We start from the raw sequence: 14236 nt of genomic DNA on the forward strand, positions 1-14236 counted from the left end.
CATATGGGTACCGTCACCGGCGTAGCTCACCCAGCCACTTCACGATGGCCGGATCGCGGTGGTCGAAGAAAAGGCTCCCTCCGGTATCGAGCGCCTTGATGGCTTCCATATCATCGGCGCTCAGGTCGAAGTCAAGGCTGTTCAGGTTTTCGGCCATGCGTGCTTTCTGAACGGATTTAGGGATGGCGACAACGCCCCGCTGGGTGAGCCAGCGCAACACGACCTGCGCCACGGATTTGTTGTATTTCGCCCCTATGCAGGCCAGTAGTGCATTGTGAAACAGCTCGTTTCGCCCCTCCGCAAATGGCCCCCACGCTTCGATCTGCACCTTGTGATCGGTCAGAAACCGCCCTGTTTCCTGCTGCTGATGAAAGGGGTGCGTTTCGATCTGGTTCACGGCCGGCACGATGTCGTTGTGAACGATCAGGTCGATCAGCCGGTCGGGCTGGAAATTGCTGACGCCGATAGCCCGAATCCGACCCGCCCGGTATAGTTCCTCCATAGCCCGCCATTCGCCATACACATCGCCATAGGGCTGGTGAATCAGGTAAAGGTCCAGGTAGTCCAGCTGCAGTTTTTTCATCGACTCGGCGAAGGCCTTCATCGTACCCGAATAGCCCTCCGACTGAATCCAGAGTTTGGTGGTGATGAACAGATCGTCTCTCGGAACGGTACTCTTCCGGATGGCCTGCCCCACGGCGGCTTCGTTGCCGTACGAGGCAGCCGTATCGATCAGTCGGTAGCCGCTCTCGATAGCATCCAGCACGCTGCGTTCGCACTCGGCCGGATCGGGAACCTGGAAAACGCCAAAACCAAGTATGGGCATTTCGACGCCATTGTTCAGCACTACCTGTTGCATAATCGTTCGTCTTTTGTCTGGCAAAGGTCTTCATTACAACCTGACGGCTGGGTATATATATTCCTGATGTTCATACCCTTTTTCCTGAATGCCTGCCTCGAACAAGCGGGTGTGAGATAGACACTGTAGTTTCGTATCGGCACGCACCCCTATAGCACAACCCGCCAGGCAGCTTGCCGGCCGCCCTGTATCGACCAGCGCCGGCCCCGGCTGTCGGGCAAACCAAATGCACCCGCAACTGATTACTCTTATGAAAACACGCCAGTTAGGCACGTCCGGCCCGCAGGTTTCGGCCATCGGACTGGGCTGCATGGGCATGAGCTTCGGCTACGGACCGGCTCAGGACACCCAGGAAATGATTAAACTGATACGGCAGGCCGTGGAGGAAGGCGTTACCTTCTTCGATACGGCAGAAGTCTACGGTCCGTATACGAACGAAACCCTGGTGGGGCAGGCGCTCGAGCCGTTTCGGGGGCAGGTCGTTATCGCGACCAAGTTCGGCTTCCGGATTCAGCAGGGCCAGATGGCCGGCCTCGACAGCCGCCCCGAAAACATCCGGGCCGTGGCCGAAGCCTCGCTCCACCGACTGCGGGTCGAGGTTATCGACCTTTTCTACCAGCACCGGGTCGATCCCAATGTACCGATCGAAGAGGTAGCGGGTACGGTTGGCGACCTGATTCGGGAGGGAAAGGTGAAGCACTTCGGCCTGTCGGAAGCCGGGGCCCAGACCATTCGCCGGGCCCACGCCGTGCAGCCCGTCACGGCCCTGCAAAGTGAATACTCGCTCTGGACCCGACAGCACGAACACGAGATCATACCTACCATCGAGGAACTCGGCATCGGCCTGGTGGCCTACAGCCCGCTGGGGAAAGGCTTTCTGGCCGGAAAAATCGACGAGACAACCCAGTTTGCAGCCGGCGACATTCGCAACATACTGCCCCGCTACACCGAAGAAGCCCGTCTGGCCAATCAGGCACTGGTTGACCTGATCCGAACCATAGCCAACCGAAAACAGGCTACCCCCGCCCAGATTGCGCTGGCCTGGGTGCTGGCCCGGAAGCCCTGGATTGTACCCATACCCGGCACCACCAAACAACATCGCTTACGCGAAAACAACGGCGCTGCTGCCATTGAGTTATCGGCCAGCGACCTACAGGAGATCGAAGCGGCATCGGCACAGATTCGGGTGGTGGGAACGCGCTACACCGAACAGATGGAGCAGTCGACCGGTCTATAGCAGCCGACTAGTTGGTCCTGCCAGCCCGGCTGCCCTGGCTGGCAGGACCAACACCACAATACCCTCAGGTACATAGCCCCATCCCGATGAAAAGCCAGACATGCTGCCCAAAAACGGCTAGCCAGCTGGCCGGCCCCCACCGGCAAGAGGCATAAGTGGGGCTATCACCGGGCTCTTACCAGGGTTACATCATCTACATAACAGAACGCGCCGGGCATACCGTCTGCCAGAAAACCGATTTCGACCTCGCCCTGCCGGATGTCGACAGACTCCAGCCTGATGGATAGCCAGTCAGCGTTCGCTGTTTCGATTGGGTAGCTAACCGTTTTGCCGTTGGTGGTGGCGTACATGACCAATTTTGTAAAGCGGCTGTTACGGATTTTTGCCGTCAGCGTGTACCGTCCGTTTTCGAGCGTTACGTAGGGCGACGAGCGAATGGTCTGCGACACCTTCCGCCGAAAAGCAACGTTGTCGCGGATGGCCAGGCACTTTTCACCGATTACCACCGCTCGTTCCTGTTCGGTTGGGCTGTAGTTCAGCACCGGCGAGGTGCTGGGGTCGAGGCTGATGGCATTTCCGGAAATGATGGTCGTGGTCCAGCCGGTCAGTTGCGTTTGCTCGGGCTTTACGGGGCTGGGTATGGCTTTCCGGTCGGCTTCGAAGCTGCCGTTTTTCACGTAGTTGTTGTCGGCCCCAACGCGCCACTCGCCCGTCCGGGCATTCAGCTGCCAGGCACCGATGGAGTTGAAGTACGGGGTACCGCCGTCGAAAGACAGGGGAAACCAGTGGTTGTAGCCGAGGCCGTTGCCGGCAAAATTGGCCCAGCGATCGCCACAGTACACAACGGTTTCCTGCCGGGTGCCCTTTACCGTATAGAAGAAGCCGGTCTGGGTTACATGGGCATAATCGTCGGCGCAGCCGTTCATGACCAGCATGTGGTTGGTGGGTGTGTAGGGCCCCCGGATATCATCGGCTACCAGATAATAGGCATACGAGGCATCCCAGCCGTAGATGTTCGAGGCACACATGTAGAACTTGCCCCTGTACTTGAACAGGCAGTTGCCCTCCCGGCTTTCACCCTGAAAAACCTGTTTGCAATCCAGCAGGTTCACCATCCCGTCTTTGACCCCGATTTCGGATACATAGATTCGGTTGCGGCCATTGCCGTACGAGTAGATCAGGTAGGATTTTCCGGTATCCTCATCCGTAAAAACGGTTTGGTCGCCTGTATTCGACGTGCCGATCATCGACTTCATACTAATCTGCTGATGCCAGGCAAACTGACCCGTGGGCGAACTGGCGGTGGAAATCAGCACTTCGTTGCCGTGCTGAACAAAGAGCGCGTAGGTATGCAGCGACTCGATATAGGCCACCCCCAGCCGACCTACCCAGGTTGGCTTACCGCCCTCATGCGGGCTCAGCGCTGCCTTTGTCAGCACGTTATTTTCAAATGTCCAGTTGACCAGATCCGTCGAACTGTAGCACGTTACGGCTTCGAACGTGGCGTTGGGCAGCGTAACCGCGGGGTTTGCGCGATAGGTATCGGCCTCCCGGTAGTGTACCCCATACCAGTAATATTTTTGTTTACCCGTGCTCGGGTCGGTGAAGCGGAACACACCCCCGCCCTGGCTGTTGATCGGGCGCTTGTCGGTTGTGTACCAGAACACATCGTTTCGGATTGGCAGCTGCTGGGCTTTCGTCTGGCTGCCCAGCAGCAGCAGACCGGCTGTCAGTACGACGAACGGCAGTAAGCGAATTGACGGTTTCGGCATGGCGGGGGGCTTAGTCTACCCGGGCGTGGTTGATGAGCACGTTTTTAAGGGTAAATCCACTGACCACTGTTTTATCGATCGCTGGATTTTTGCTTTGTACATCGAGGTTCTCGAACGTGAAGTTGGATAGCCTGTCGCGGTCCGAAACGGCCACATCGAAAAACGTATCGCAGCGGAGCTGAATGTTGCTCAGGCGCACATGGTCGGAAAACGACAGCGGTGCATCGGTTCGGCCCTGCAGATCGTAGAACTGCGTCCAGGGCTTCACATACAGCAGGCTCCGGGCCTGACCCCTGATGTTGTCGAGCGTAATGTACTCGTATCGCTGCGGGGTGTCGGGCCGCATTTTCAGCCACAGCACCCGGCTGGCCTCGCTCACGTGGCAGTTGCGCATGATGATGTTGCGGTTGTGAATGGCTTCGCTGCCGCAGGTCAGGGCCGAGTGGCAGAAGCCGAATTCGCAATCTTCGATCAGGATGTTGGTGTTGGCCCCGTTGCTGGGCACGCGGTCGGCCCAGGGTCCTTTGCCGCCCTTGAGCGCAATGGCATCGTCGTTGACCGACAGGTAACACCCTTTAATGAGCACATTGGTGCATACATCCAGATCGATGGCATCGGTGCTGGGGGCCTTTACGGGTTGGTAGGGGGAGTAAATATGGGCGTCCAGAATTTTCACGTTCCGGCACTGGTAATAATGGCTCGTCCAGAAACCGGCATTGTGCAGGTTCACATCCTGTATCTGCACATTGGTGCACTGCCAGATAAAGACCAGCCGCGGGCGAGACACTTCCAGATTGGTGCAGGCCGGGTTTTCTTTCCGGCGGGCCCAGAAGGCTTCCCAGAACCGCAGTCCGTTGCCATCGATCGTTCCCTTGCCCGAAATCGTAAAGCCGTCGACTTTATAGGCATTAACCAGGGCAGCAAAATAGTCGAGGTTCTGCCCTTCCATGCGGGATGGCAGTTTGGGATAATCGGCAATGGCGTTGGAGCCTTTGAGGGTGCCCCCCGACGCCAGGTGCAGATGGGTGCGGGGCTTGAAAAACAAGGCCCCGCTCATGAACGTACCGGCCGGAATAACCACTACCCCACCACCCTGGCGGGCAGCCAGGTCGATAACCTGCTGAATAGCGGCCGTCTGTACGAGCGTGCTGTCGGTTTTTACGCCAAAGTCGGTAATGACATACGCTTTGCCGAGCTGGGCCAGACCGACTTTGCGAACGGTCGTGAACCAGGGGCTGATCGGGCTGCCATCCGGAAAGGCAGCCGGTTTTTTCGGCTGCGCGGCAAGGGGTCCCGTGAGTGCCAGCAGGCACAGCAGGGCAACCAGTTTTCTGGTCAGAACAAACGGATTAACGAGGATCATAAGGCAGGTTGTCAGGGGCCGGTGCAGAGGGCATCAGGGCTTTTTGCCGGCAGTGAGCAGGTACTGATTCAGCGCACAACCGTTCAGTTGGCGCAGCCCCTCGACCACGGCAGCGGCATTGAATGCAGCCCCCGCCTGGTTGGTGTGGGTGTGGTCGACCGGAAAGAAGTCGGCTTGCAGCCGGGCTTCATCGTATCCTGCTTCGTATTGGCGGGCAATGCGCTCGTTCAGATCGATAAAAAACGCTCCTTCGGCCCGCGCACTTGCGGCCGCCCAACCGGCATAGCTGTCGGCTGCCCGCTCGACACGGCCATTTTTCCAGACATTGCGCGGCACCAGGGAGCAAACAACGGGCGTGGCCCCTCTGGCTTTGGTATCACGTATGTACCGGCGCATGTACCAGCCATACGAATGCACGGTTTCGTGCTTCCTGGTGAGCAGGTTATCAATGGCTACGGAGTCGTTGCCGATTCCTTTGATCGATCCACGGGCGCGGGTGGTGTCGTTGATTGCTCCCCCGTCGTTGTGGCCAAACTGCATGAGTACAAAATCGCCCGGTTTCAGCGTGGCCATGATCTTGTCCCAGCGGCCCTCGGTCAGGAAGGTGCGGCTGCTTCGACCACCGATGGCGTGATTCTCGATTGCAATGCGGGTGGTATCGAAATAAGTATGGAGCACGCTACCCCACCCCCACAGCCCGTCGGACCCTTTCCCGGAGCCATTCCGTACGGTGGAGTCGCCAATAATATACAGGGTAGGACGCTGGACCTGTACACTGACAAAGCTGCCCAGCAGCAGTGCCAGGAGAAGAAACTGACATGTACGTTTCATTGGTGACGTTGGTTAGGGGTTATGATCGTAGTGTTCGGGCGCGGTGGTTTTTGCATGCCGTGCCCCAGAAAAAAACGGGTGTGGGGCGGCTGATTATATCCTACGTTTTGCCACACAATACTGAGCCGGTAATGAGGGTCCTGCATAAGCGTGTACAGCCGGTGCGCCGTTGGAATCGTGGTGGTATAGATGCGCAGACGCCGGTTGTCTTCGGTGCGAAAAACGACCTCTTCGCGCCAGTCGCCAAACAGGTCGGCGCTGATGGCGGGCGTGGCTTTGGTGCCGTTGTTGGCCAGACAGCCCCCGGCCGTCAGCAGGCGGGTAGCCGGGCCCGATCTGTGGTATTTGTCGATATGAATGCCATCCAGCAGTTCGCGGGTCAGATCGCCATCCCACCAGACCAGAAAGTTAGCCGAGGGCGGTGACTGGCCCACCCGTTGCCCCCGGGTGTTGTACAGCCCATCGGAACCCGACCACCACAACTCGGCGCCGGCGTTGGCCGAATCGATATCGGTCGCAACGCCCCGCCCCACATCCTGCCCGGGAAATGTGCCCCAGCCAATCTCGCCCGTACGGGCATCGAACAGGGCCGCGCCATACCCCCGCTCATAGCCCGGAACAGGGGCCTCATTTTCGTGAATACCCCAGGCCTCGAGCCCTGGCCGGGCGGGGTCGAAGTCCGATACGTGCAGGGCATCGCCATGGCGCAGGCGGGTAGTGTACAGGCCCCGGCCATTGTCATCGACACACATAGCCCCGTAAATGATTTCGTCCTTACCGTCGTTGTCGACATCGGCCACGGTCAGGTTACGATTGCCCATTCCCGAGAAACCGTCCGGCATGTTGGTCGAGTCGAACACCCAGCGTGCGCTTAGTTTACCGCCCCGCCAGTCCCAGGCGGCCAGCACCGTTCGGCCGTAGTAGCCCCGGCACATCACCACGCTGGGCCGTTTGCCATCCAGATACGCTACACAGTCCAGAAAGCGATCGACCCGGTTGCCGCTGTTGTCGGTACCGCCAATGCCGCCGATACCGCCCCAGCCATCGTTCGGATAACGCGAGGGAACGTAATCAGTGGTGGCCAGCGCAGCCCCGGTCGGCCCGTCAAAAATGGTAAAATATTCGGGGCCATCCAGAATTTTGCCGGCCAGGGGGCCATCGGTCCTGACCCAGTGGCGGGTCGAATCGCCAATGAACCGGCCCCGGCCATCCAGGGTGCCATCGGCCGTTTTGCAGGCCAGTTCGGCTTTACCATCGCCATCCAGATCGTAGACCATAAACTGGGTGTAGTGGGCCCCTTCGCGGATGTTGGGCCCCAGGTTGATGCGCCAGAGCAAGGTACCATCCAGTTTGTAGGCCTCCAGAATCGGGGGGCTGGTCAGACCGGCATGGGCATTATCGTGGCCCCGGCCTGTCTGATGCACAATCAGCTCATAGGTTCCATCGCCGTCCAGATCGCCCGCCGATGCGTCGTTCGGCATATAGCCGGCCGGCGTTTGCAGCGGCACGGTCAGGTAGGGCTGGGTAGCCCGGCTGGCGAGGGTGTATTGGCCATCGGCTGGCCGCTCCGCCCCCCCGACTAATGCGCGTACGGTATAGACCGCGTCCTGACCCGCCAGCAGGCTGGAATCGACAGCCCAGGTTCCGCCCGTGATGGGTCGTTCGTTCAGCTTTCGGGGCGCCCTACCCGGGTCGGCCCGGTACACATTGAAGGCCACCGCATCGGGGTCGGTAACGAGCAGCCGCCAGCTTACAAAAACGCGCTGATTGTCGGACCGAACGGCCACCACGCCCCGGTTCAGGGCCTCCATCAACCGCTGGGCCATCAATGGGCTGGTTGGGCCCAGCAGCCCCAGCAGGAAAAGGTAGGTAACCAGGTTTCGCATAACGGTCGGGCGGGTTACGGCCGGAGGGGCGTTTTTGTTTTCAGTTCATCCGGACTATCCGTGGTGTAAGCCCGGAAGGTGTCCTGCGAAGGCGTCGTAAAAAGTGCTTTTATAACCGTCGGATCGACCGACTGGTCCGGGTTGAATCGATCGGATTGCATGTAGCGCACCACACTTGCCAGCAGTTGCCGCGCCACGGGCCGATTGACCGGGTCGCTGGTCAGGTCGGCGCTGCACAGCATAAGCTTTCCCCGGCCTACGTTGGCTTCGAGCAACAGCCCCAGCCTGCGGTTCAGAAACCAGGTGTCGATTGGCTGTACCAGGGGCCGGAAAGCCGCCGGAAAGTCTTCCAGATTCATCACCTGCGCTTTGTTCAGAATCTCCCACCATTGCAGATTGCTGTGGTATTCGGTGGGAAAGTCGGCAAAAACGGGGTGTTCCGGCTCGCAGCGAATGCCGGTGGTATGGGGGGGGCGCATCTTGAACCACGATGTATTCCAGAAAACGGGCGTAAAGTGCTGCACCACTTCTTTGCCTTTTTCGATCCGGCCGGCGGCCAGCAGCAGCACCTTCCCGCCGTTCCGCAGCGTTTCTTCGGCCCTGGCATCCAGTTCGGTACAGCGGTAAATGTCGGCGGGCTGGTCGACCGGCCGGGCGGCCGGATATACCCAGAAGGGCCAGTCGTTGGCAATGTCCGTTCCGGCAATCGAAACGGTCAGCCGGAGTCGGGCGGCTTTGGTCTGACTGGCCAACGGTACGCGGATGCTGCCCAGCGCGAGGTTGCTGCCGATGGGTACGGTTCCGGGATCGAGATGGCCCTCGGCCAGGGTGCGGCCGGCGGCATCGGTAACGGTCCAGTCTATCCGGGCCCGGGTCAGTGCCGACGGGCCAAAATGGCTTACTTCAAGGTCGGCCTGCAGGGTTTCGTTGTTCTGAAACACAAATTTAGGCAGCCGCGCCAGGGGTACCGTCGGACTGCAGAACCGGGTAAACTCCCGGTCGGTCAGGTAGCCTTTTTCGTTCCAGAACACATCGAGCAAGCCCACCAGCGCCGTTCCCTGACCCGGATAGTCGTTCAACGACAGGAGCTGAAAGCCGGCCATGCCGGGGGTGCGCAGGGCCGTCTCGATTTCATGTTTATAGCACAGGGCCTGCAGTTTTCCCGACGCCATCAGAAACGATTCGCCCCGGTCGGCCATACCCCGGTCGGCCAGATCTTCCTGAAAAAGCTCCATGTTTCGGGCCTTGTAAACCCCGGTATAGTGGCTAATCTCTTTAAAGTTCGGGAAGGCACACCACTGCCCCATTTCGTGGGCGACATAAGGCACGGTGAACGGCTCGATTTTTGACCGGTAATCCTGCCGGCTGTCGGGTTGTTTGCTCCAGTCGAGCCCCCGCGGGCCCGATTTCACCATAAACTCATTGCCCGGCACCAGCGGCCAGCTCATACCCACCGAAGCGCCCGTGTACTTGCGCCGGGGGTCTTTCTTTTTCCAGTAGTCGATGAATTTTTCGAGGTAGGCAACCTGCTTTCCGCCTTTGGGTTCGTTGCCATAAGCCAGCATACAGAACGACGCGTAGTTTCCGTAGGCTTTGGCCATGCGGTTGGTCTCGTCATAGATGTACTGGTCGACCGGCAGGCCGTCGCCCAGCGATGTGCCGTGGTTGGCCCAGCTGGGGCCTTCAGGCTGCAGGTAAATGCCCACCCGGTCGGCGGCAGCAAAAGCGGCTTCGGGCGGGCAAAATGAATGAAAGCGCATGTGATTCAGGCCGTAGCGTTTGGCAATCCGAAACACCCGGACCCACGCGTCAACATCCATCGGGGCATAACCGGTAAGCGGAAACGCGCAGTTTTCAACCGTGCCCCGCAGAAAAACAGGTCGCCCATTCACCGTGAACCGGGTGCCCTCAATCCCGAACGAACGCATGCCAAACTCGACATTTTTTACGTCGTGCCGGCCCGTGCTGGTCTTCAGATCGGCCGTCAGTCTGTACAGGGCCGGATTGAATTCATCCCAGGTCAGCACGCGGTCGCCCATCGGCAAGTCCATCTCTAGGGTCTGCTCCCGGTCGCTGATCCGGAAGGCTGTGGTGCTGGGCTTTACCTGCTGCCGGCTCGGTGTATTGAAACTGGCAGCCGACAGTCTGATCGTGCCGCCCTCTGCCCGACCCGTGTGGTTATGGATGGTGAGCCTGACCAGGGCCCGCTTTCGGGCGAGGTCGGGATATACCTGCACATCGTCGAACCAGACGAGCGACCCGGCCCGTAGTTCGAGTTTGCCCACAATCCCGTTCCAGTTGCCCTGCGTATGGTCGGTCAGGCTGTGCGAATCTTTACCAACGTTGATGGCGTTGATCCGGTTGTCGATGCGTATGGTGAGGGTGTGCCGGCCCGGTTTCAGCACGCCCGTCAGATCGTATTCGTGGGCCACGCTTAAACTGTTCTGCACGCCCAGTTCCTGATCGTCGACCCAGACCCGGGTTTCGGTGTGCGGGCGCTCCAGAAAGAGCACAACACGCTGCCCCTGCCAGCTGACCGGAATCGTTACATCTTTCTGATACCAGGCCGGGCCAACGTATTGCCTGGCCGGGGTGAGCCAGAAAGGAAACTTCAGATTGTCGGGCCGGCGATACTTGGCCATGCGCGGGTTAAAATACCAGGAGCTGTCGTAAATACTCCCGGTCCACTGGGTTTGCAGGGTCACCGGATCGCCCTTGCCATTGGTCAGCATCGACCCTGGCAGTCTGATCGTGTCGGGCAGTTGCCGGGTAAACCAGCGCTCTGCAACACCCTGATCGGCGGGGTCGGTGCGGAAGCGCCATTGCCCCGCCAGCGAGCGAACGGGCGGGGCGGCCAGACTGGTCAGCGCCAGCAGCCAGCAGCAACTCAGTAACAGAAGACGGGTTTGGACGTGATTCATAACGAGGAGAAGGCAGTTAGTTACCGTCGGGCCGGCGGATCGACAGGGCCGGGCTCGGGGGCCAGTAAAAGGCATCGGCCGGGTCGGGGCGGGCCGGATCGAATGCGGGGGTTTGTACCAGATAGCCCGCCAGGCCCAGTTTGTTTCGTTTGATTTCCTGCACGATGCACCGGGCCAGTTCGTAGGCACCGTAGGGGTTGAAATGTGTATTGTCGGCCAGTGGTTTATCCTGGCCAGGGAAGGTGTTGGCGGGATAATGCACCAGCGCTTTCTTCGAGCCGTCGACGCCCAGCGCATCGTAGAGGGTGGTTGTCAGCCGGTTCAGATCGAGCAACGGCACCTGTTCCTGGCGCGCTACCAGCCGGGCGGCTTCCGGATAATCGCCCAGGGTGTTGACCGATCGGCCGCTGCTGTCGAACGACCGGCGCGCGGTCGAGGTAACGAGTACGGGCTGGCCCCCGTGCGCGCGAGCGGTGGCAATAAACGTCCTGAGCCGTTCGGTATAGGACTGATAGGCTCCGTCGCCGGGGCCCGTTTCTTTCTGGTCGTTGTGGCCAAACTCAATGAACAGGTAATCGCCGGGTCGGATCACGCTTATAATTTTCTCCAGCCGGCGACTGGCCAGGAAGCTGCCCAGGCTCAGCCCCGACTCGGCGTGGTTGGCAATGGCCACCCCCGGCCCGAAAAAGCGCGGGATCATCTGCCCCCAGCCTGCCCAGGGCTCTTCTTCCTGATTGACAACCGTTGAATTGCCGGCCAGATAGACGGTAACCGGCGTATCGGTTTTTGTAATTTCGATGGCCCGCACGCAGGGGCGCTCATCGCTGAATTCCAGCGTGAGTTTGTCGTCCCAGTCCAGCCGGCCAAGCTCGCGGGGTTTCAGGCTTACCTGGCCGCCCGTGCTGATCCGGGGCTTGCGTATGTTCACCATGAAGCTGAACCGGTTGATTTCTCCTTTCCGGGTTGCGACCCGAAAAAGCATCAGCCGGCGGGATTCGGCCTTTACGGTGGTCAGACTGCGGCCTTCGGTATCGCCCAGCGTTACCGTCACCCGGTAATTTCCTTCCTGCGGCACCGCTACCGAAAAATAAAATGGCTGGCGGCCGGTTACGTAGCGGTTGGTGGCCGACCGGCTGATCAACTGCACCGGCGCGCCCAGGTCGAAGCCGTAGGCGGCACCGGCCCGGTACCGCGCTACGGTGTCGACAACCGTGAAGCCGCTGGTCGGTTCAGCCCCGAACGAAAACGACTGACCGGCCAGCGAACGCGCCACAAGACACCCGATTACAACGAGCAGGCAATTGGCCTGTTTCAGCAGTTTGTGCATACTACATACGATTCGGTGGGCCGATGCGGGGGCATCGGCCCACGGATCCATTGGCCTACCAGCCGGGATTTTGCATGGTGGTTTTCTGGTCGGCGGTTAAGATGGCCCCGCCCTGCTTCACACCATCCAGAAACTTCTGCGGTATGGGCCGGAGCAGGTGTTTCGGCATCATCGGTTTGGCTTCTTCGTTGAAGGCCGTTGCCCGAGCCACCAGTGTTTTCGTCCGCGACAAATCTTCCCACCGCATCAGCTCACCCATCAGCTCGCGCGAGCGTTCGTTGAGCATAAACGCAATGAACTGGTCGGCCTGCGAGGTGGCGCCTACCTTCGCGTAAAACTGGTTGGTGGCCCCGAATATATCGGCTTCGCTGTTCAGATGCATGGCATCGAGGGTGCTGGCGGTGGTCACGGCCAGATTGTTCGATTCGAAATACGTGTTCTTATCCGAATAGGAAACGAACTGGGCTGTATTGGCAGCGGAGTTCGTTTTATACGACAGCCCCCCATCGACATAAGCCGACCGGTCTTCGCCCGCCTTGTAGGCCGCCCGGTCGCGCACTTTGTTCAGGTAAGGCAGGGCGGCTGCATACTGCCCCAGCCGGCCATGCGCTTCGGCCGCGATCAGGTACGTTTCGGCCAGACGCGCCAGAATGCCATCCCGCTGGCCAAACTGCGAGGCAACGGTATTGCGGGAGCCATCGCTGAATTTGGACAGGCCCACGTACTGACTGACGCTGTAATTGCCGTGACCGCCCAGCATGTTCTCGGGCTGGCCGGCAAAGTACCGCACGAATAGCGACGGGGCCCGCAGGGGTATGTTGGCAGCCGTGTAGCGCGCATCGCCGGGCGCGTTGACAATGTAGAGGACAGCCTCTTCGCCACCGGCAAATTTAGGCTTGCCTACCAGCCCCGGGCTGGGAGCGGTTGCGGCCGTCCAGGTGGGTGCCGACGACGGACGGTTGCACAAATACCTCGTTTTAAAGCTTTTCCAGAAGCGCGAATCATTTACCCGGTCATACACGTCGATGGCGTAATCGGTGGTGCGCAGGCGCTGAAATTCGCGGCCACCGGGAATATCGCGCTGCATACCCGGCAGGGTCTGGTATACCGACGGGAAGTACAGATGCACCTGGTTACCGTAGCGGCCCTGCGTAGCCGTGTTGCCGGAGAACTGGGCCGACAGAATGATTTCTTTGTTGGTTTCGTTGGGCCCGTCGAGGGTGCTGAAATTCCAGAGGTCGCTGAAGTTGGTGGCCAGGGTATGGCCGCTCGTATTGATCACCAGATCGGCATATTTAACGGCGTTCTGCAGATCGGCGGTTTTGGTGGCACTGTTCCAGTCGCTGTTGATTTCGCTGGCCCGGTAGAGGTAGGCTTTGGCCAGAAAATGCGCGGCTGCCCACTTGGTGAGCCGCCCGGTTTCCGAAACGGTCGCGGGCAGCAGGGTGTAGGCCTGTGTGAAGTCGGCAACGATCTGATCGTAGGTTTGCTGGGTCGTAGCCCGGACAAACTCCTCCTCGATGCCATTGGATGGGGTCAGTTTCAGCGGCACCCCCCCAAACTGCCGGACCAGTTTGAAGTAGTCGAAGGCCCGCATGAAGTAGCCCTCGCCCAGGCGGGTATCGGCCACCGGACCACCGCCGTAGAATAGCGGCACGTTCTTGATCAGAACATTGGCCGAGTTGATATTGCCATACATGTTATCCCAGACTGTAGCGATATCGCCACTGAGCGAGTTCAGGTTGGCATCATACGAATTGTACATCTGCACACTCCGGTCGCCCCCAACGGTGAATTCGTCGGTACCGTAGTTGGTGGTCGAATAGGCCCATTCGTAGTTGAAATGAAAGCGCAGACTCTGGTACATGCCAATCGACAGGCCATCGAGTCCGCTGGGTGTTTCGAAATTTTGCGTCGTGAGCCGCGTAATCTGGTTTTCGTCTAGGAAGGTTTCTTTACAGCCGGCAGTCACGCCCAGCAGCGCAGCGACCAGCGTAGTGGTATATAGCGTTCGAACAAGAGGTTTCATGGAAAGGGGAG

Annotated in this window: 9 protein-coding genes; 1 reads left to right on the forward strand and 8 read right to left on the reverse strand. The window is 59.5% G+C overall.

Going from position 1 to position 14236, the window contains the following annotated elements:
• Positions 1 to 13 precede the first annotated feature (13 nt).
• Positions 14 to 859 carry an aldo/keto reductase gene (locus ACYVAC_RS18065; protein ID WP_461099173.1) on the reverse strand — a complete coding sequence of 282 codons (846 nt, stop codon included), beginning with the start codon at positions 857 to 859 and terminating at the stop codon, positions 14 to 16.
• A gap of 250 nt (positions 860 to 1109) precedes the next feature.
• On the opposite strand from ACYVAC_RS18065, the gene ACYVAC_RS18070 reads away from it, so the two are divergent.
• On the forward strand, positions 1110 to 2096 hold the full coding sequence (locus ACYVAC_RS18070; protein WP_461099174.1) for an aldo/keto reductase: 987 nt from the start codon (positions 1110 to 1112) through the stop codon (positions 2094 to 2096).
• A 164-nt stretch (positions 2097 to 2260) separates the two neighbouring features.
• On the opposite strand, the gene ACYVAC_RS18075 is transcribed toward ACYVAC_RS18070, so the two are convergent.
• The 7 genes from ACYVAC_RS18075 to ACYVAC_RS18105 are packed head-to-tail and all read right to left on the reverse strand — an operon-like array spanning position 2261 to position 14225.
• Positions 2261 to 3868 carry a family 43 glycosylhydrolase gene (locus tag ACYVAC_RS18075; RefSeq protein WP_461099175.1) on the reverse strand — a complete coding sequence of 536 codons (1608 nt, stop codon included), beginning with the start codon at positions 3866 to 3868 and terminating at the stop codon, positions 2261 to 2263.
• Positions 3869 to 3878: 10 nt separating this feature from the next.
• The gene (locus ACYVAC_RS18080; RefSeq protein ID WP_461099176.1) at positions 3879 to 5231 is read right to left on the reverse strand and encodes a rhamnogalacturonidase; all 1353 of its coding nucleotides are present in this window, start codon (positions 5229 to 5231) and stop codon (positions 3879 to 3881) included.
• 33 nt (positions 5232 to 5264) lie between these two features.
• Positions 5265 to 6062 carry a rhamnogalacturonan acetylesterase gene (locus tag ACYVAC_RS18085; protein ID WP_461099177.1) on the reverse strand — a complete coding sequence of 266 codons (798 nt, stop codon included), beginning with the start codon at positions 6060 to 6062 and terminating at the stop codon, positions 5265 to 5267.
• The gene (locus ACYVAC_RS18090; protein WP_461099178.1) at positions 6059 to 7948 is read right to left on the reverse strand and encodes a rhamnogalacturonan lyase; all 1890 of its coding nucleotides are present in this window, start codon (positions 7946 to 7948) and stop codon (positions 6059 to 6061) included. Before ACYVAC_RS18090 ends, ACYVAC_RS18085 begins: the two co-directional genes overlap by 4 nt.
• Before the next feature lie 14 nt (positions 7949 to 7962).
• On the reverse strand, positions 7963 to 10869 hold the full coding sequence (locus ACYVAC_RS18095; protein WP_461099179.1) for an exo-beta-1,4-galactosidase: 2907 nt from the start codon (positions 10867 to 10869) through the stop codon (positions 7963 to 7965).
• 16 nt (positions 10870 to 10885) lie between these two features.
• Positions 10886 to 12196 (reverse strand): rhamnogalacturonan acetylesterase, encoded by a 1311-nt coding sequence (locus tag ACYVAC_RS18100; protein WP_461099180.1) that lies wholly within the window; start codon positions 12194 to 12196, stop codon positions 10886 to 10888.
• Between the two features lie 55 nt (positions 12197 to 12251).
• Positions 12252 to 14225 (reverse strand): RagB/SusD family nutrient uptake outer membrane protein, encoded by a 1974-nt coding sequence (locus tag ACYVAC_RS18105; RefSeq protein WP_461099181.1) that lies wholly within the window; start codon positions 14223 to 14225, stop codon positions 12252 to 12254.
• Between the last annotated feature and the right edge of the window lie 11 nt (positions 14226 to 14236).

Source organism: Spirosoma luteolum (assembly GCF_054778875.1).